The sequence below is a fragment of the Streptomyces sp. NPDC029044 genome (assembly GCF_040637495.1).
Classification (GTDB): Bacteria; Actinomycetota; Actinomycetes; order Streptomycetales; family Streptomycetaceae; genus Streptomyces.
Window position 1 is genome coordinate 23,812 of the sequence record NZ_JBEZWN010000024.1, and the last position, 17,603, is coordinate 41,414.

General features: G+C 70.2%; 15 protein-coding genes. 7 read left to right on the top strand and 8 right to left on the bottom strand.

The annotated features are described in order from the left end of the window. Nucleotide 1 precedes the first annotated feature (1 nt). Nucleotides 2-865 carry a class I SAM-dependent methyltransferase gene (locus tag AB0E85_RS20375; protein WP_361928926.1) on the top strand — a complete coding sequence of 288 codons (864 nt, stop codon included), beginning with the start codon at nucleotides 2-4 and terminating at the stop codon, nucleotides 863-865. Nucleotides 866-884: 19 nt separating this feature from the next. Here the strand turns inward: AB0E85_RS20375 and AB0E85_RS20380 are convergent, their stop codons facing one another. Next, nucleotides 885-2,081 carry a winged helix DNA-binding domain-containing protein gene (locus AB0E85_RS20380; protein ID WP_361928927.1) on the bottom strand — a complete coding sequence of 399 codons (1,197 nt, stop codon included), beginning with the start codon at nucleotides 2,079-2,081 and terminating at the stop codon, nucleotides 885-887. Nucleotides 2,082-2,889: 808 nt separating this feature from the next. On the opposite strand from AB0E85_RS20380, the gene AB0E85_RS20385 reads away from it, so the two are divergent. The 4 genes from AB0E85_RS20385 (at nucleotide 2,890) to AB0E85_RS20400 (ending at nucleotide 7,910) form a co-directional block, all read left to right on the top strand. Beyond that, the gene (locus tag AB0E85_RS20385) at nucleotides 2,890-3,663 is read left to right on the top strand and encodes an isoprenyl transferase (RefSeq protein ID WP_107455663.1); all 774 of its coding nucleotides are present in this window, start codon (nucleotides 2,890-2,892) and stop codon (nucleotides 3,661-3,663) included. A gap of 354 nt (nucleotides 3,664-4,017) precedes the next feature. Beyond that, a complete protein-coding gene (locus AB0E85_RS20390; RefSeq protein WP_062928844.1) occupies nucleotides 4,018-5,343 on the top strand; it encodes a PhoH family protein in 1,326 nt (441 codons plus the stop codon). A gap of 402 nt (nucleotides 5,344-5,745) precedes the next feature. Next, entirely contained in the window at nucleotides 5,746-6,459 is a 714-nt protein-coding gene (locus AB0E85_RS20395) for a transglycosylase SLT domain-containing protein (protein WP_361928931.1), read from the top strand. A 137-nt stretch (nucleotides 6,460-6,596) separates the two neighbouring features. Continuing rightward, a complete protein-coding gene (locus AB0E85_RS20400) occupies nucleotides 6,597-7,910 on the top strand; it encodes an AI-2E family transporter (RefSeq protein ID WP_361928933.1) in 1,314 nt (437 codons plus the stop codon). A gap of 82 nt (nucleotides 7,911-7,992) precedes the next feature. Here the strand turns inward: AB0E85_RS20400 and AB0E85_RS20405 are convergent, their stop codons facing one another. Then, nucleotides 7,993-8,526 (bottom strand): alkyl hydroperoxide reductase, encoded by a 534-nt coding sequence (locus tag AB0E85_RS20405; protein ID WP_030842655.1) that lies wholly within the window; start codon nucleotides 8,524-8,526, stop codon nucleotides 7,993-7,995. A gap of 6 nt (nucleotides 8,527-8,532) precedes the next feature. Next, a complete protein-coding gene (locus tag AB0E85_RS20410) occupies nucleotides 8,533-9,087 on the bottom strand; it encodes a peroxiredoxin (RefSeq protein WP_031132607.1) in 555 nt (184 codons plus the stop codon). A 133-nt stretch (nucleotides 9,088-9,220) separates the two neighbouring features. Between AB0E85_RS20410 and AB0E85_RS20415 the strand changes: the two genes are divergently transcribed. Next, nucleotides 9,221-10,171, top strand: a complete 951-nt coding sequence (locus tag AB0E85_RS20415; RefSeq protein WP_361928937.1) for a LysR substrate-binding domain-containing protein — start codon at nucleotides 9,221-9,223, stop codon at nucleotides 10,169-10,171. 15 nt (nucleotides 10,172-10,186) lie between these two features. Here the strand turns inward: AB0E85_RS20415 and AB0E85_RS20420 are convergent, their stop codons facing one another. The 5 genes from AB0E85_RS20420 to AB0E85_RS20440 all read right to left on the bottom strand — a co-directional run bounded on the left by AB0E85_RS20420 (nucleotide 10,187) and on the right by AB0E85_RS20440 (nucleotide 15,051). Further along, on the bottom strand, nucleotides 10,187-12,523 hold the full coding sequence (locus AB0E85_RS20420) for an FtsX-like permease family protein (RefSeq protein ID WP_361928940.1): 2,337 nt from the start codon (nucleotides 12,521-12,523) through the stop codon (nucleotides 10,187-10,189). After that, on the bottom strand, nucleotides 12,520-13,209 hold the full coding sequence (locus tag AB0E85_RS20425; protein ID WP_062928847.1) for an ABC transporter ATP-binding protein: 690 nt from the start codon (nucleotides 13,207-13,209) through the stop codon (nucleotides 12,520-12,522). The genes AB0E85_RS20420 and AB0E85_RS20425 overlap by 4 nt, the downstream gene beginning before the upstream one ends. Then, complete coding sequence (locus tag AB0E85_RS20430; RefSeq protein ID WP_033311201.1) at nucleotides 13,206-13,730, bottom strand: PadR family transcriptional regulator; 525 nt, start codon at nucleotides 13,728-13,730, stop codon at nucleotides 13,206-13,208. The genes AB0E85_RS20425 and AB0E85_RS20430 overlap by 4 nt, the downstream gene beginning before the upstream one ends. A 128-nt stretch (nucleotides 13,731-13,858) precedes the next feature. Next, complete coding sequence (locus tag AB0E85_RS20435) at nucleotides 13,859-14,119, bottom strand: hypothetical protein (RefSeq protein ID WP_361928943.1); 261 nt, start codon at nucleotides 14,117-14,119, stop codon at nucleotides 13,859-13,861. Continuing rightward, entirely contained in the window at nucleotides 14,116-15,051 is a 936-nt protein-coding gene (locus AB0E85_RS20440) for an SPFH domain-containing protein (RefSeq protein WP_361928946.1), read from the bottom strand. Before AB0E85_RS20440 ends, AB0E85_RS20435 begins: the two co-directional genes overlap by 4 nt. Before the next feature lie 261 nt (nucleotides 15,052-15,312). Here AB0E85_RS20440 and AB0E85_RS20445 point away from each other — a divergent pair, with 261 nt between their 5' ends. Continuing rightward, nucleotides 15,313-17,601, top strand: a complete 2,289-nt coding sequence (locus AB0E85_RS20445; RefSeq protein WP_361928949.1) for a transglycosylase domain-containing protein — start codon at nucleotides 15,313-15,315, stop codon at nucleotides 17,599-17,601. Nucleotides 17,602-17,603: the final 2 nt, after the last annotated feature.

Here is a 17,603-nt window from a genome sequence, read left to right on the forward strand (position 1 = left end):
CGTGACGTCCCTGCCCGAGCCCGTGCCCCCACGCCCCACCACCTTCGAGGACCTCGTGGCCGAAGGCGCCTCCGTCCCCACGGACGGCTGGGACTTCTCCTGGTTCGACGGGCGGGCGACGGAGGCACGCCCCTCCTGGGGATACGCCGTCTCGATGGCCGAGCGGCTGGGCAGGGCGAGTGCCGTGCTCGACGTGCAGACCGGGGGCGGCGAGGTGCTGGACTTCGCCCTCTCCCGGGTCGCCGAGGAGGCCACGGACAGGCCCGCCACCGAGTCCGCCGCCGAGACCGGCACCACCGCCCCGGAGCCGCCCCTGCTCACCGTCGCCACCGAAGGCTGGCCCCCCAACGTCGCGAAGGCGACCGCTCTGCTCCGTCCGCGGGGCGTCGCCGTCGTCGCCGCTGCCGAGGACGACCCGCTGCCCTTCGCCGACGGCGCCTTCGACCTGGTCGTCAGCCGTCATCCCGTCCGTCCGCACTGGGAGGAGATCGCCCGCGTCCTCCGGCCCGGCGGGACGTACTTCGCCCAGCACATCGGCCCGAGCAGCGTCTTCGAACTCGTCGAGTACTTCCTCGGACCCCAGCCGGACGGCGTGCGCAGTGCCCGCCACCCCGACCGTGAGCGCGCCGACGCCGAGGCCGCCGGGCTCGACGTCGTCGCATTGCGGGCGGAGCGGCTGCGCGTGGAGTTCCGCGACATCGGCGCGGTCGTGCACTTCCTGCGCAAGGTGGTCTGGATGGTCCCGGGCTTCACCGTCGAGGCGTACGAGCCACGGCTGCGGGAGCTGCACGAGCGAATCCGGGCCGAGGGCCCCTTCGTCGCCCACAGCACCCGCCACCTCTTCGACGCGCGCAAGCCGGGCTGACGCACCCCGGGGCCCGTGATCACGCGTGCGGGCCCACCGTCACCTCTCCCACCACCAGTTCGGGCGCGGCCTCCAGCACCTCACCCACCCGCTCCACCTGCTCGCCCAGCTCCCGTTCCTGCCGTGCCGTCAGCGGGACGAGCGGCTCGACCGTGACGGTCGTACGACGGCCCCGGCGCCGCTGGTGCCACACCCCCGCCACCACACCGTCGACGAGCAGCACCGGGTAGTTGCCCGCCTGGCCGCCGCCGAGGGCGCGCTGGTACGCCGCCCCGGGGAACAACCGCTCGCGGGGCTGCCCGGCGACGACGTACGCGTCGAAGTAGGGGAGCAGGCGAACACCCCGCGCCGGGCCGTCCGGGAAGTCGGTGTCGCCCGCCGCCACCCACGCCGCTGCTCCCTCGAAGCGGACCTCCTCGATGCGGCCCGCCGCGGCCAGTTCGCCGAACAGGGCCGTGGCCCAGCCGGGCGGCGCCGCCAGCCACCGTGCGAAGTGGGCCGGGGTCGCCGGGCCGTACGCGCGCAGGTAGCGGTCGACGAACGCGGACAACGTGGCGCCCTCCCCGCCGCTCCCCTCCTGTTCCCTACCCTCCTGATCCCTCCCCTCCTGATCCCTCCACGCGGGGCGCGTGTACGTCGCCTTGCGGCCACGGTTGGGGCCGAAGCACAGCGTGCCCGCCCAGCCGGCCCGGTGCATCACCTGGCGCCAGCGCGGCCACAGCTCCTGGAACGCCGGCATCACGCGGTCACCGGCCCAGGGCCCCGTGCGGGCGACGACCTCCTCGGACAGCTCGTCGAGGGTCAGGAACCTGCCGTCGAGCGCTTCGCCGATGGCCGTCACCACCTGGGCGGCCTGCTCCCCGGTGAGCCGCACATCGGGCGGGAACGGGCTCGGGCCCGTCGGCACCGCAGTCAACGCGGCGGAGAAGAGAGGCAGTTCACGGGCCGGGAGGAGGTGGACCGTGCCGCGCGGGCCGTACGTCTTGACCAGGGACCGGTCGTCCCAGAGCGCGGACCGTACGTCCGCCCGTGTCACCCCTCCCGCCCGCATCCCCACCGACAGCTCGGCCGCGGAGAGCACCTGGGCGTGCACGCCCAGCATCGCGCTGGCCACCTCGGCGAGCGGCGTGCCGGTCCCGGCCGGCGTGGCCAGGAACTGCCGCTCCGCCCGGCGTGCGCTCGCCGCGTCCCACGTGATGCTCACGATCGTCGTCATGGCGCGACGCTAGACGGCAATGAGGTCAGTTTCTGTCCTCTACGCCGTCCGGGGCGCGCCGGGCGTGGGTCCCCTCTGTCGCTCAATGCACTTGCGCATCTTCCGCCGAGGGTTTTCACATCGTTATCGCCCGTGGCTCGCCTCCATGCATCCACTCGCGTAGATTCGGAGCCAGGCAATTCGCGTGAGCAAAGCTGCGCGGGCGGTACCGCGCAGTGGAGGGGGCTGCGCGGTGCCGGGCCTCCCGCCGGGTCTTGCGCGGCGGCGATGTCGTGACGGCAAAGCGGTGAATCGGCGGCGGCGCGGGCACGACCCGGGTCAAGCGGACGTTGGTGGCCGGGTCACCCGTCGGGGGGATGCCGGGACATGTCACCCGAGTGGACCCCAAGGTGCGGCACATCCTCCGGATCCTGCCCCGTGGCGCCCGATTCCCCTGCGTATGCGCCCTGTTTCGGCCACAAGCGAGCCCTGAACGACGGCCTCCACGGTCATCGCCGCGTCGCCGGACGGCTCCGGAGAGTAGTTGTGGCACGCCGATGCACGCAGCATCACTTACGAAGGGTTATGGTGGAAACCCCCCCTCGGGCCGGTCCGTCTCCCCCCCACGGACCGGCCCGTTTTTCTTGGGTCCGCCGGGCGGCTCGAACCACCGGCCGGAACCTTTCGTTCCGCCCCGGTTGGCGGCCCACCGCCGCAGCGGGGGTAGGCTTCGCCCCCGGGGACTGCCACACGGGCAGGGACCGCCCGCGGCCACGACCGGGCCGCACACCGCGGCCTGTCCGATCCTTACGGAGGGGCTGACGATCACGTGAACCTGCGCGACAAGCTGCGCGGCCTGCTGGTCAGGCTGTACGCACGCCGGGTGGAAGGTCACCTGGACCACGCTCAGGTGCCCAAGCACATCGGCGTCATCATGGACGGCAACCGGCGCTGGGCGAAGGCCGCCGGATCCAGCACCGTCGACGGCCATCGGGCCGGTGCCGGGAAGATCGAGGAGTTCCTCGGCTGGTGCACCGAGACCGATGTCGAGGTCGTCACGCTCTGGCTGCTCTCCACGGACAACTTCGACCGGCCGCAGGAGGAACTCGTTCCCCTGCTCGGCATCATCGAGGACGTGGTGCGCACCCTGGCCGCCGACGGCCGCTGGCGCGTGCACCACGTGGGCACGCCCGACCTGCTGCCCTCGGGTATGCAGACGGTCCTCAAGGAGGCCGAGGAGACCACCGCGCACGTCGACGGCATAGTGGTCAACGTCGCCATCGGATACGGCGGCCGGCAGGAGATCGCCGACGCCGTCCGCTCGATGCTGCTCGACGCCAAGGACCGGGGCACCTCCATGGAGGAGCTGGCCGACGCCGTCGACACCGACATGATCGGGCGTCACCTCTACACCAGCGACCAGCCCGACCCCGACCTGGTGATCCGCACCAGCGGAGAGCAGCGGCTGTCCGGATTCATGCTCTGGCAGACCGCCCACTCCGAGTACTACTTCTGTGACGTGTTCTGGCCGGCGTTCCGCAAGGTCGACTTCCTGCGCGCCATGCGCGACTACGCCGTCCGCCACCGGCGCTACGGCGGCTGACGTACCGCTGCCGGGCCCCGCGGACGCAGGACGTCCCACGTCACGACACCTCCCGGTACCCCCTTGAAGACGCGTGTAACACGGAGTTCACCGGCTCGCCGTCATATGCCGTGGCATGGCGACGCTCGTTCGAGGGCATAACCCAGACAGGTCGACGCCCGAACCACGGGTGTCGGATCTCAGCGGACGGCACGGGGCCGTCCGCCCGGGAGGCCCTTTGCACCAGCCCGATCGTGCGGTCACAGCACGGACGAAGAGGCGGAGGGCCGGTTCTCGGCCCGCGCAGGGCGGCCGACGACCGGTCCAGCTCCATACCGTCGCTCCCCGACCTCATCCGAGGGGGTACGTCCTTCCGTGGTGACCAGCACAAAGCGCCACAAGCCCGACCGGCGCACCTATGTTCTCGACACCAGCGTCCTGCTGGCCGACCCGAACGCCCTGAACCGCTTCGATGAGCACGAGGTCGTGCTCCCCATCGTCGTGGTCACGGAGCTGGAGGCCAAGCGGCACCATCCCGAACTCGGCTACTTCGCCCGGCAGGCCCTGCGCCTGCTCGACGAGTTCCGGGTGCGGCACGGTCGCCTCGACGCCCCCATCCCGATCGGGGATCTGGGCGGGACCGTCCGTGTCGAGCTCAACCACTCGGACCCCAGCGTGCTGCCCAGCGGCTACCGCCTGGGGGACAACGACTCCCGCATCCTCGCGGTCGCCCGCAACCTCCAGGCCGAGGGGTTCGACGTCACCGTCGTGTCCAAGGACCTCCCGCTCAGGATCAAGGCGTCCTCCGTCGGACTCCTCGCCGAGGAGTACCGCGCGGAACTCGCCATCACGGACTCCTCCGGCTGGACCGGAATGTCCGAACTGACCCTGCCCGGCGAACAGGTGGACATCCTCTTCGAGGAGGGGCACGTCTACGTCCCCGAGGCCGCCGAGCTGCCGGTCCACACGGGCCTGATGATCCAGTCGGAGCGCGGCAAGGCACTCGGGCGGGTCACCCCCGAGGGCAACATCCGGGTCGTGCGCGGCGATCGTGAGGCGTTCGGCATCAAGGGCCGCAGCGCCGAGCAGCGCATCGCGCTCGACCTGCTGCTCGACCCGGACGTGGGAATCGTGTCGATGGGCGGCCGGGCCGGCACCGGCAAGTCGGCGCTGGCGCTGTGCGCGGGACTGGAGGCGGTCCTGGAGCGCCGTCAGCACCAGAAGGTGATGGTCTTCCGTCCGCTGTACGCGGTGGGCGGGCAGGAGCTGGGCTACCTGCCTGGTTCCGAGGCCGAGAAGATGAGCCCCTGGGCACAGGCGGTGTTCGACACGCTGTCGGCGGTCACCTCCCGCGAGGTCATCGAGGAGGTCACCGCGCGCGGGATGCTGGAGGTCCTGCCGCTCACCCACATCCGCGGCCGCTCGCTGCACGACGCGTTCGTGATCGTGGACGAGGCCCAGTCGCTGGAACGGAACGTACTTCTTACCGTTCTGTCCCGGATCGGGGCCAATTCACGGGTGGTTCTCACCCATGACGTGGCCCAGCGGGACAACCTCAGGGTCGGCCGGTACGACGGTGTCGTCGCCGTCGTGGAGAAGCTGAAGGGGCATCCGCTCTTCGCGCACGTGACCCTGACGCGGTCCGAGAGGTCCCAGATCGCAGCCCTTGTGACCGAAATGCTCGAAGATGGGCACATCTGACCGCACCCCGCCAAACAGTGGCGGTTATGCGATAGTTGGCGCCGTCCGGAAAAGGCCAAGAGCCTAGCCGGGCGGCGCCTTCGCGTGTGGCCGTTCCGTGGAATTTCCTGCGTCAAACGGGATGTGAGCTTTCACACGCAACTCGGAATTGCCTTGCCCCGTCCGGTTACGGCAGAGTCTCACTCCTGTCAGGCCCCGCATACGACACACCTGTACCCCCAGCGGTATGGCACCACAAAAGCATCAGCATCAACTGCATAGCGATGTCGTATGCCGCCCGAGCAACACGCGGCGCTCCCCTCGGGGGAGTTGCCCACCGGGCCCGCGCCTCCCGTGACCCCGCAGTTGGGGAGGCCAGTGCCAGGGGCACGATTGCGTCCGCGAGGGTCACCGAAGCGGGCGATGCTGGAAGGAAACCGTGTGAGCCGGATCTCGGTCCGGGGATTCGCAGTGGCTTCGGCCACGGCGGTCACCGCTGTCGGAAGCGTCGTCGGCGTTGCCTCGGGCAGCACCGCGCAGAACAACGACGCCGAAGCGACGGCAAGCGGCGCGACTCTGCTCGCGGACATCCCCGCGGGCCAGCAGGCCCAGGTACAGACCGCGTCGCTGACGCAGCAGGCCGACGCACAGGCCATCCAGGCGGACGCGAGCGCGAAGAAGGACGCCGAGGAGGCCGCCCGCAAGGCCGCCGCCGAGACGGCCATCGCCAAGAAGGAAGCCGCGAAGAAGGCTGCCGAGGCAGCGGCCAAGGAGCGCGCGGAGGCCAAGGAAGCCGCCGCCAGCCGCTCCAAGGACATCTCCGACTTCCCCGTCGCGACCTCCTACAGCATCGCGCAGCTCCAGGCGATGGCACGGCAGATCGTGCCCTCCGGTCAGTTCCAGTGCTTCAGCAACATCGTGGACCACGAGTCCGACTGGAACTACAAGGCGGTCAACCCCTCCTCGGGGGCCTACGGCATGTTCCAGGCGCTGCCCGGTTCCAAGATGTCGTCCGTCGGCGCCGACTGGCGGACCAACCCGGCCACCCAGATCAAGTGGGGCCTGAACTACATGAACGACCGCTACGGCAGCCCCTGTGAGGCCTGGTCGTTCTGGCAGGCCAACAACTGGTACTGAGCCGGTCGGCCCACGGCCGAACCCGTCCTTCGCGCGAGCCCCGCACCGTCGTCCGGTGCGGGGCTCGCGCCATGTACGGTCGGACGGACGGCTCCCCGGGGGGAGTGGTGCGCCAAGACGGGGGAAAAGGACGGATCATGTCGCGAGTGCCAGGGTGGCTCGGCCGGCTCGGTGCCGGGCTGACCGAGATGAGCGAGCGGTACAACGAACGCCGCGCCGAGGCCGAACGGGAGCAGGACGACCCCGAGCCCGGGACGCTCGCCGGTGACCACGTGCCGCCGCCCCCGGACTACGCCCCCGACGTCGCAGCCCGCCCCGATCCCGCGCTGGCCGTGCCCTGGGGGGTACGCGTCGCGGCCGAGGCCGGCTGGCGGCTCCTCGTCCTCGCGGGCACCCTCTGGGTGCTGATGCGGGTCATCAGCGCCGTCCAGCTCGTGGTGCTCTCGTTCGTCATCGCGCTGCTCATCACGGCGATCCTGCAACCGACGGTGGCCCGGTTGCGACGCCACGGCGTGCCCCGCGGGCCGGCGACGGCGCTGACGGCGATGTTCGGCTTCGTCGTCATCGGCCTCATCGGCTGGTTCGTGACCTGGCAGGTCATGGAGAACATCGACGACCTCTCGGGCCAGATCCAGGACGGCATCGACGAGTTGCGGAACTGGCTGCTGAACAGCCCCTTCCACGTCACGGACAAGCAGATCAACGAGATCGCCACGAACCTGCGCGAGGCGGTCGGGGCGAACACCGACCAGATCACCTCCGCCGGCCTGGAGGGCGTGACGGTCGTCGTCGAGGCGCTCACCGGCATCCTGCTGTCGGTCTTCTGCACGCTGTTCCTGCTCTACGACGGCAAGCGGATCTGGGAGTGGACGCTGAAACTGGTGCCGGCGGCGGCGCGGCCCGGGGTGGCCGGGGCCGGGCCGGCGGCGTGGCGGACGCTGACGGCGTACGTGCGGGGCACGGTGATCGTCGCGCTGATCGACGCGATCTTCATCGGTCTCGGCATCTACTTCCTCGATGTGCCGATGGCCGTCCCGCTGGCGGTGTTCATCTTCCTGTTCGCCTTCATCCCGCTGGTGGGCGCGGTGGTGTCCGGGGCGCTGGCGGTGGTCGTCGCGCTGGTCACCCAAGGGGTGTTCACGGCCGTCATGACGCTGGTGGTGGTGCTCGCGGTGCAGCAGATCGAGGGCCACATCCTCCAGCCGTTCATCCTGGGGCGGGCCGTGCGGGTGCATCCGCTGGCGGTGGTGCTGGCGGTGGCGTGCGGCGGAATGGTGGCCGGGATCGGCGGCGCGGTGGTAGCCGTGCCGCTGGTGGCGGTGACGAACACGGTCGCCGGGTATCTGCGGTCGTACTCGCAGAAGTCGGCGCTCCGGCACTCCGTGCGGCCGCGCGGGGCCACGGCGGTGAGCGCGGAGCCGACCCCGCAGACGCCCCCCGCCCCGGAGTAGTCCAGGAGCCCGGGACACCGAAAGGGCCCCGTCCACCGGTCAGGTGGGCGGGGCCCTGTTCCGTGAGGCGTGCGGCCGGGGGTTACCCGGCCAGGACCGCCTCGGCGTCCAGCGTGACGCCGACCGCCTGGATCACGGAGGCGATCTTGAACGCCTCCTGAACGACCTCGCGGTCCAGGCCCGCCTTGCGCAGCACCTGCTCGTGCGAGTCCAGGCACATGCCGCAGCCGTTGATGGCCGAGACGGCGAAGGACCACAGCTCGAAGTCGACCTTGTCGACGCCCGGGTTGCCGATGACGTTCATCCGCAGGCCGGCGCGCAGGGTGCCGTACTCGTGGTCCGACAGGAGGTGACGGGTGCGGTAGAAGACGTTGTTCATCGCCATCACCGCGGCCGCGGCCTTGGCGGCCGTGTACGCCTCCGGCGACAGGTTCGCCTTCGCTTCCGGCTCCAGCTCGCGCAGCACGATCGGGGAGCGCGAGGCGATCGCCGTCGACAGGACTGTGCCCCACAGCTGCTGGGCCGGCAGGTCGGAGTTGCCGATGACCGAGCCCAGGTTGAGCTTCAGGTCCTTGGCGTAGTCCGGTATGGCGGACTTCAGGGCATCAAGCGACATGTCGGATCACTCCCCGGAGAGCAGCGCGACCGGGTCGAGGGTCTCGTCGCCCTTCGACCAGTTGCAGGGGCACAGCTCGTCCGTCTGGAGCGCGTCCAGGACCCGGAGGACCTCCTTCGGGTTACGGCCGACCGAGCCCGCGGTCACCATCGAGAACTGGATCTCGTTGTTCTGGTCCACGATGAACACCGCGCGCTTGGCGAAGCCGTCCTCGCCCTCGATGCCGAGGTCGCGCATCAGCTCGTGCTTGGAGTCGGCCATCATCGGGAACGGCAGGTCGCGCAGGTCGTCGTGGTCCTTGCGCCAGGCGTGGTGGACGAACTCGGAGTCGCCGGAGAAGCCTAGGACCTGCGCGTCGCGGTCCGCGAACTCCTCGTTCAGCTTGCCGAAGGCGGCGATCTCGGTCGGGCACACGAAGGTGAAGTCCTTGGGCCACGCGAAGATGACCTTCCACTGACCCTCGTAGGTCTTGTGGTTGATCTGCTGGAACTCCTTGCCCTTCTCCAGCGAGACGCAGGCGGTCAGGTCGAACTCGGGGAACTTGTCACCGACGGTGAGCACACACACTCCTTGCAGCGAAGAAACTCCCGGATCGCGGGGGTTTCCCATGGGTTGGACTGTGTTGATGTTGGCACAGGCTCGATTGATTACGGAAATAGCTACACTCGGTCGAGTTGATCGGAGGTAGTTATCAGTGACGGTCGGTAATAAGCGCAGGCAGCCGAGCCTCGCCCAGCTCAGGGCCTTCGCGGCGGTCGCCGAGCACCTTCATTTCCGGGACGCGGCCGCGGCGATCGGCATGAGCCAGCCCGCCCTCTCGGGAGCCGTGTCGGCCCTGGAGGAGACACTCGGAGTGACGCTCCTGGAGCGTACGACGCGCAAGGTGCTGCTCTCACCCGAGGGTGAGCGGATCGCCGTACGGGCCAGGGCGGTTCTGGGGGAGGTGGGAGCGCTCATGGAGGAGGCCGAGGCGGTCCGGGCGCCCTTCACCGGGGTGCTGCGGCTCGGGGTGATCCCGACGGTCGCGCCCTATCTGCTGCCGACGGTGCTGCGCCTCGTGCACGAGCGGTACCCGCACCTCGACCTCCAGGTGCACGAGGAGCAGACCGCCAGCCTGCTCGACGGCCTGGCCGGCGGCCGGCTCGACCTCCTGCTGCTCGCCGTGCCCCTGGGTGTGCCCGGCGTGACCGAACTGCCCTTGTTCGACGAGGACTTCGTGCTCGTCACCCCGCTCGATCACTGGCTCGGCGGCCGGGAGGGCATCCCGCGTCAGGCTCTGCGCAAGCTGAACCTGCTCCTGCTGGACGAGGGCCACTGCCTGCGCGACCAGGCCCTCGACATCTGCCGGGAGGCCGGCCGCGACGACGTGCCGGTCACCACGACCGCCGCCGGACTGTCCACGCTGGTGCAGCTCGTCGCGGGCGGGCTCGGCGTCACCCTGCTGCCGCGCACCGCCCTCAAGGTCGAGACCTCCCGCAGCAACCAGCTCCTCACCGGGTACTTCGCCGACCCGGCCCCCACCCGCCGGGTCGCGCTGGCGATGCGGGCGGGGGCCGCACGCGGCGGGGAGTACGAGGAGCTGGCAGCCGCCCTGCGTCAGGCGCTACGGCCGCTGCCCGTACGGGTCGTCGACCGGGACGCCTGACGCCCGTACGAGGAGCTACTCCGTCCGCAGCCCGTCCGGCCGCATCAGTTTCAGCAGCGGCGGCAGGCTGAGCAGCGTCACCACGAGGACGATGCCCGCCCCGATGCCGGTCATCGACAGCACGCTCGGCCAGTCCACCCGGACCGAGGTGTTGGTCATCCGCAGCAGGACCGCGCCCAGGGCCATGCCCACCGTCGCGGCGAGCAGCAGACCGAGACCGATCGGGATCGCCGTCTGCCACAGCACCGACAGGCCCAGGGTGCGGCGCCGGGTGCCGAAGGCGACCAGGGACGACAGCAGCTTGCGGCGTTCACGCAACTGCTCCAGCTGCGAGACCAGCAGGCTCGCCCCGATCAGGGCCAGCACACACGCGGCTCCTACGGACAGGCCGGTGCGGATGGCGGCGTAGCGGTCGTTGCTCTCGATGCTGTGCCAGGTCATCGGCTGGGACGTCGGGTCGAGCCGCGCGGCCGTGTTGCGCACGTGGTCGTAGGCGTCCGGCACCGACGGGTCCACGCTCAGGAAGAGCCGCGTGGAGATGAGCGCCTTGAGCTTCCCGGGCAGCGCGCCGGGGGTGATCAGGATGCCGCCGCGCTCGTACCCGGTGGGGTCCTCGCGGGACTCGGCCTGACGGATGCCCCGCGGAACGGTCCAGGAGACCGTACGGTCGCCGGCGCGGCCGGATTCCTCCGATTCGGCCCACAGGGGCGTGCCGGGCACGGCCAGGCGCTCACTGTCGCCGTCGTACTCCGAGCCCTTGGCCGCGAACAGGTCCCCGTCGCGGCAGTCGGGAAGCGTGGCGACTTCACGCAGCGACGCACAGTCGGCCACGGTGATCTGGATGAGGGCGTCCGCCTCGCGCCGGTCGCCGAGATGGAAGTCCGACAGGACGGTGACCTTGCGTACGCCCTCGGTGTCGCGGTATTGCGCGGCGACCGGGGCGGCGTCGCTGCCGTCCGGCACGTCCACGCTCATCTGGGCCCGGGAGACGTCGTACTGCGACGCCCTGGTGTAGTTGCCCTCCACCCCGGCGAACAGCATCTGAAGCGCGATCGCCCCGGCCACCGCCACCGCGATGCCGTTGACCATGCGGGCCGCCACACCGCTGCTCAACTGGAGTCGGCGCACGGCCAGTTGCCAGGCGACCCCGCCCGAGCCGAGCCGGGCGACGACCGTCTCCACGACCCAGGGCAGCAGCGCCGTGACACCGATCAGGAGCAGCATCACGCCGCCGACGACGAGGTACTGGTTGAAGTTCCCGCTGTCGTCGCCCTGCCCGATCATCGGGAAGAGCAGTGCCAGCCCGCCCAGCGGCAGCAGTAGCCGCCACCACAGCCGGCGCCGCGCGGGCCTGGCCGTGCGCACCACGCCGAGGGGCTCGATGACCACGCCCCGCAGCGCGAGGATCGTCACCAGGACCGCGGCCGCCGGCACCGCCAGCGCGACCAGCACGGCCAGCAGGGGAGAGGGGTTCAGATAGCTCGGGAACACGCTGACGCGGAACACCTCTACGGACGCCGCCAGTTGCCGGCCGAGGAGGAAGAACCCGGTGCCGAGGACGAGCCCCAGCACGGAACCGGCGAGCGCCTCCCCGGCGGCGATCCGCCGGGTCATCCGGCTGTCGGAGCCGACCAGCCGCAGCGCCGCGAGCCTGCGGTCGCGCCGCTCGCCGCCGAACCGCACGGCCGCGGCGATGAACACGGCCACCGGCATGAGCAGCACCACGAAGACGACCAGGACCAGCAGGAGCAGCACCGGGTCCCACGGGTCGGACGACCTGAGGTCCGGGTTGCCGAAGCTGTCGATCCGGGCCCCGCTGGCCGAGCCCTCCAGCCGTTCCGCGAGGCCCTTGCCGCCTGCGAAGTAGGCGAGTTCCTGGGAGCCGACGAGTCCCTGCTCGCCGATGGTGCCCGTGATCCGGTAAGGCAGCCGCTCGCGCAGCAGCTTGCCGTCGTCGGAGGCGAGCAGCTCCTTCAGCGCGGGGGAGACGACCATCTCGCCCTCCGCCGGGAACGCCGACACTCCCGGGGGCAGCGGAGCCTTCGGACCTTCGGGCTCCAGCATGCGCCCGCGCACGTCCCGGTCCCGGAAGATGGTGTCCGCGTCGACGACGATCAGGGTGTCGTCGGCCTTCGGTATCTCCTGCTGGCCGAAGGTGTGGTCGCTGCGCGCCTCCTCACGCCGGTCCCGTTCCGCCAGCGCGCCCGGGATGGCGGTGGTGAGCAGCAGCAGCGCCACACCGAGCCCGACGCCGACGGCCGTGAGCAGCGCCCGGGTCCACCCCTCGCGCCCGCCGGCGAGGGCGAACCGGGCCCCCATACCCAGGTCCCGGCTCCACTGCCTGACGCTCATACGACGCGCTCCATGTCACGGGACTTGCCGTCCCGCACGACGATCTCGCGGTCGGAGTACGCGGCCACCCGCGCCTCGTGGGTGACGAGCACCACGGCCGTGCTGGCCGACCGTGCCGCGTCCGTGAGCAGCTCCATCACGCGCTCGCCGTTGAACGAGTCGAGTGCGCCGGTCGGCTCGTCGGCGAAGACCACCCGCGGGTTCGTCACCAGCGAGCGGGCCACGGCGACCCGCTGTCCCTGACCGCCGGAGACCTCGCCGGGCCGCTTCTTGCGGAGGTCGTCGACCTCCAGCCGTTCCATCCACGCCAGCGCGGTCCGCTCGGCCTCCTTGCGGGACGAGCCGTTCAGCCGCAGCGGCAGCGCGACGTTCTCCACGCAGGTGAGTTCCGGTACGAGCTGCCCGAACTGGAACACGAACCCGAACTCGGAGCGCCGCAGCGCACTGCGCTCGGCGTCGCTCATCGCGGTCACCTCGCGCCCGTTGTACGTGATCGAGCCCGAGTCGGGCATGACGATCCCGGCCAGGCAGTGCAACAGGGTCGACTTGCCCGACCCGGACGGGCCCATCACGGCGACGACCTCGCCCGGGTGGATGGAGAACCCGGCCCCGTCGAGGGCGGTCGTCGGACCGTAGACCTTGCGCAGGTCCTGGGCGGTGAGGAGCGAACCAGCGGGAATCGTCACCGGGTCACCGCCTCACGGAGCTTGTCCAGACGGGCCGCGGCCAGCTCCAGCCAGCGCAGGTCCGCCTCCAGGTGGAACAGGGCGTGGTCGCAGATGAGCTGGTCGGCCAGGTCGCCCTTGCGCTTGCGGTCGGTGAGGATCCGCATGCTGCGCAGGTGCTCCGAGCGCTGCGTGTCGAGGATGTCCCCGGCGTCACGGTGGGTGAGCAGTGCGAGGACGACCTTCGTGTAGAGGGTCGACTGGAGGTACGGCTCCGGCTTCTCGGGCGTGGCGAGCCAGCGTGCGACGTCCGTGACGCCGGCCTCGGTGATCGCGTACCGCTTGCGCTCGGGCCCGTCGCCCGCCTCGATGCCGTCGACCTCGACGAGCCCGTTCTTCAGCAGGCGGGACATCGTCGAGTAGACCTGGCCGTAGTGGAGCGGCCGGTCGTGACCGAACTTCTCGTCGAAGGCCCGTTTCAGGTCGTAACCGTGACGCGGGCCGGACTCCAGGAGTCCCAGGAGAGTGTGACCGATGGACATGCCAGGACTGTACACGGGGTGTATACGCGTCATGTATACGCCGAGTGTGCAGTCCCTGGCGTGGGGTGTGGCCGCGCAGGTCGGAGCGTGTTGTCACGCTTCTGTAACAGCCGCGGGCGCCCGGGTGTTCAGCCCGGCGGGGGGTCGGAGGCGGAGCTCCCCGGCGGACGCCCCCGCCGGGGCAGCGGCCCGGTCTCCCGCGGCAGCCGCCCCGCCTCGGCCAGCGCCTTCCGCAACAGGAACTCGATCTGCGCGTTGGCCGACCGCAGCTCGTCCCCGGCCCACCGCGCGAGCGCCTCGTACACCGCCGGGTCCAGCCGCAGCAGCACCTGCTTGCGCTGCTGCTGCGGCCGGCGCTGCGGGCCCTGGCCTTCGGGAGGGACCGTCACTGGTAGAGGGACCCGGTGTTGAGGACCGGCTGCGCGGCCCGGTCGCCGCACAGCACCACCATCAGGTTGGAGACCATCGCCGCCTTCCGTTCGGAGTCCAGCTCCACGATGTCGCGCTCGGTGATCCGGGCGATCGCCGCCTCCACCATGCCCACCGCGCCGTCCACGATCTGCCGCCGCGCCGCGACCACCGCTCCGGCCTGCTGCCGCTGGAGCATCGCCGAGGCGATCTCGGGTGCGTACGCGAGGTGCGTGAAGCGGGACTCGATGATCTGCACCCCGGCCGCCTCCACGCGCGCGTGCAGCTCGACCGCGAGCTTCTCGGTGATCTCCTCGGCGTTGCCGCGCAGCGAGAGACCGTCCTCCTCGTGTGCGTCGTAGGGGTACTCGATGGCGATGTGCCGCACGGCCGCCTCGGTCTGGGTGGAGACGAACTCGATGTAGTCGTCGACCTCGAAGGTGGCCTGGGCGGTGTCCTCGACGCGCCACACGACGACCGCGGCGAGTTCGATGGGGTTGCCGTAGGCGTCGTTGACCTTCAGGACGGCGGTCTCGTGGTTGCGTACGCGCGTCGAGATCTTCGTGCGGGAGGTGAAGGGGTTCACCCAGCGCAGGCCGTCCTGCCGGATCGTGCCGCGGTAGCGGCCGAAGAGCTGGACGACCCGGGCCTCACCCGGCGCCACCATGTTCAGCCCGCACATGGCGAGGAACGCCGCGAGCGCGACCAGGATGCCGCCGATGATCAGCCCGGCCTTCGCGCCGCCCGCGTCCACCGAGGGGGCGAGGGCGATCAGTCCCGCGCCGGCCAGCAGTCCGAGCAGGCCGAGCAGCAGGGCCAGCCCGCCGCCGATGCTGTGGGCGGTGAACTCCCGCACGCGTGGCGCCGGCATCTCGGGCACGTCGGCCGTGACCTGCGTGTCGTGTGTGGACATGGGTGGTCCCCCTTTCTTCCGTCGAAGCCACTCCTGCATAGCTTCCGTCTAGCTAAGTGATATCACTTTTTCACGTCCTGGCAACCCTTCGGGTGTCTCGTACGTCGGTTCCGTTGGGATGGGTGCTGATTGTCACGTCCGCAAAGGGCCGGATCGGCAGCCCTATCTCTTATCTCCCGGTGTTAGCTTTCTGAGCTGACCTGAGCGGCGAACCTGTGTGACGCGTGAGCACACATGAACGAAGCGGAGCGGATCGGACCCATGGGGCGAGCGGAAGAGAGACGCGCCAGACAGCGCGGTGGGCGCCGGGCGGCACCCAAGAGCCGCCGTTCATCGGCCACGGCAGGGAAGAGCGGCATACGCAGGCTCTTCACCTGGAAGAAGATCCTCGGCACCTTCCTCGGCCTGTGCCTGCTGGGCATGGGCGCCTTCATCGTGCTGTACATGGTGATCGACATCCCCGAGGGGAACGCCGACGCCAAGCGCCAGAGCAACATCTACAAGTACAGCGACGGCTCGATCATGGCCCGGGACGGCAAGGTCAACCGTGAGAACGTCGACCTCTCCCGGGTCCCCAAGGGAGTGCGGCTGACCTTCGTCGCCGCCGAGAACAAGACCTTCTACAAGGACGCCGGCGTCGACCTCAAGGGCACCGCCCGCGGCCTGCTCAACACCGTGTCCGGACGGGGTGCGCAGGGCGGTTCGACGATCACTCAGCAGTACGTCAAGAACTACTACCTGACGCAGGAACAGACCGTTTCCCGCAAGCTGAAGGAAATGGTCATCTCGTTGAAGCTGGACCGGGAGAAGTCCAAGGACTACATCCTCGCCGGCTACATCAACACCAGCTACTACGGCCGCAACGCCTACGGCATCCAGGCCGCCGCCCAGGCCTACTACCGCAAGGACGCCGAGAAGCTCAGCGTCGCGCAGGGCGCCTACCTCGCCGCGCTCCTCCAGGCCCCGAGCCAGTACGACTGGGCCGTCGCCTCGGAGAACGGTAAGAAGCTCGTGAAGGCGCGCTGGAACTACGTCCTGGACAACATGGTCGACGAGGGCTGGCTGAGCGCGTCGAAGCGGGCCGGCATGAAGTTCCCGGAGCCCGAGGAGCCCAAGCCCGCCCCCGGCATGGAGGGCCAGAAGGGCTACCTGGTCAACGCGGCCAACGCGGCACTGGAGAAGCAGCTCGTCGCCGAGGGCACCGCCGACAGCGCCAAGGAAGCCGAGGCTATGGTCAACGCCGGCGGCTGGACCCTCACGCTGAACATCGACAAGAAGAAGCAGGCGGCGCTGGAGAAGTCCGTCAAACAGCAGCTGACCAGCAAACTCGACCCCGACAAGCGCAAGGTCGACGGGGACGTCCAGGCCGGTGCCGCGTCCGTGAACCCGAAGACGGGCGCCGTGGTCGCGATGTACGGCGGCGAGGACTACTTCAAGCACTACATGAACAACGCCACCCGCGCCGACTACCAGCCGGCCTCCACCTTCAAGCCGGTCATCCTGGCCGCGGCCCTGGAGGGGGAGGCGAAGACCCAGGACGGCAAACCGATCACCGCGAGCACCGTCTACGACGGCACGAGCAAGCGCCCGGTCGTGGAGGACGGCACCAAGGTCGGCTTCGCCCCCGAGAACGAGGACGACCAAAACTACGGCCCGATCTCCGTCCAGACGGCGATGAACAAGTCCGTCAACTCCGTCTTCGCGCAGATGGGCGTCGACGTCGGCATGTCCGAGGTGGTCGACGTCGCCGGCAAGCTCGGCATGGACACCAAGAACATGGAGGCCGTGCCCGCTCAGACGCTGGGCAGCATGGGCGCGAGCCCCCTGCAGATGGCCGGCGTCTACGCGACGCTCGACAACCACGGCAAGAAGGTCACCCCGGCCCTGGTGAAGTCGGCCGAGCACCTGAACCGGACGGTCCCCATGCCCGACCCGATCGGTGAACAGGTCATCAGCCGCGAGGCCGCCGACTCCGTCACCTCGGTGCTGACCGGCGTGGTCGACGACGGCACCGCCCAGGAGTCCGTGCGCAACAACCCCCGGCGCGACGGACAGCAGGTCGCGGGCAAGACCGGTACGTCCGACAACAACAAGTCGGCCTGGTTCACCGGCTACACGCCCAACCTGGTCACCTCGGTGGGCCTGTTCGGCGAGGACCCCAAGACCCACGCCCAGGTTCCGATGTACAAGGCGGGCGGCGAACCCCGGATCAACGGCGGTGGCTTCCCGGCGCAGATCTGGGCGGCGTACACCTTCGGTGTGATGGGCGACGTCAGCAAGTTCGACCTGGAGACCCAGCAGGGCGCGGCCGTCCAGCCGACGTGGACGCCGACGCCCACGCAGGAGCCGACCAAGGAGCCCTCGCAGGAGCCGACGACCGAGGAGCCGTCGTCGTCCCCGCCGCCGACGACGGAGAAGCCCTCGTCGTCCCCGCCGGCCACCCCGTCGACGAACCCGCCCAGCTTCACCCCGCCCACGACCCCGCAGACGACACCGCCGGGCGACGGCGGCGACCCGTTCGACCCGGTCAAACCGGGCGACGACGAGTAGGA

Excerpts from the sequence above, each read along its gene's own strand:
- AB0E85_RS20395 (WP_361928931.1), top strand. The coding sequence starts at position 5,746 with ATGCTGGAAGGAAACCGTGTGAGCCGGATCTCGGTCCGGGGATTCGCA.
- AB0E85_RS20405 (WP_030842655.1), bottom strand. The coding sequence starts at position 8,526 with ATGTCGCTTGATGCCCTGAAGTCCGCCATACCGGACTACGCCAAGGAC.
- AB0E85_RS20440 (WP_361928946.1), bottom strand. The coding sequence starts at position 15,051 with ATGTCCACACACGACACGCAGGTCACGGCCGACGTGCCCGAGATGCCG.
- AB0E85_RS20420 (WP_361928940.1), bottom strand. The coding sequence starts at position 12,523 with ATGAGCGTCAGGCAGTGGAGCCGGGACCTGGGTATGGGGGCCCGGTTC.
- AB0E85_RS20380 (WP_361928927.1), bottom strand. The coding sequence starts at position 2,081 with ATGACGACGATCGTGAGCATCACGTGGGACGCGGCGAGCGCACGCCGG.
- AB0E85_RS20445 (WP_361928949.1), top strand. The coding sequence starts at position 15,313 with ATGGGGCGAGCGGAAGAGAGACGCGCCAGACAGCGCGGTGGGCGCCGG.
- AB0E85_RS20400 (WP_361928933.1), top strand. The coding sequence starts at position 6,597 with ATGTCGCGAGTGCCAGGGTGGCTCGGCCGGCTCGGTGCCGGGCTGACC.
- AB0E85_RS20430 (WP_033311201.1), bottom strand. The coding sequence starts at position 13,730 with ATGTCCATCGGTCACACTCTCCTGGGACTCCTGGAGTCCGGCCCGCGT.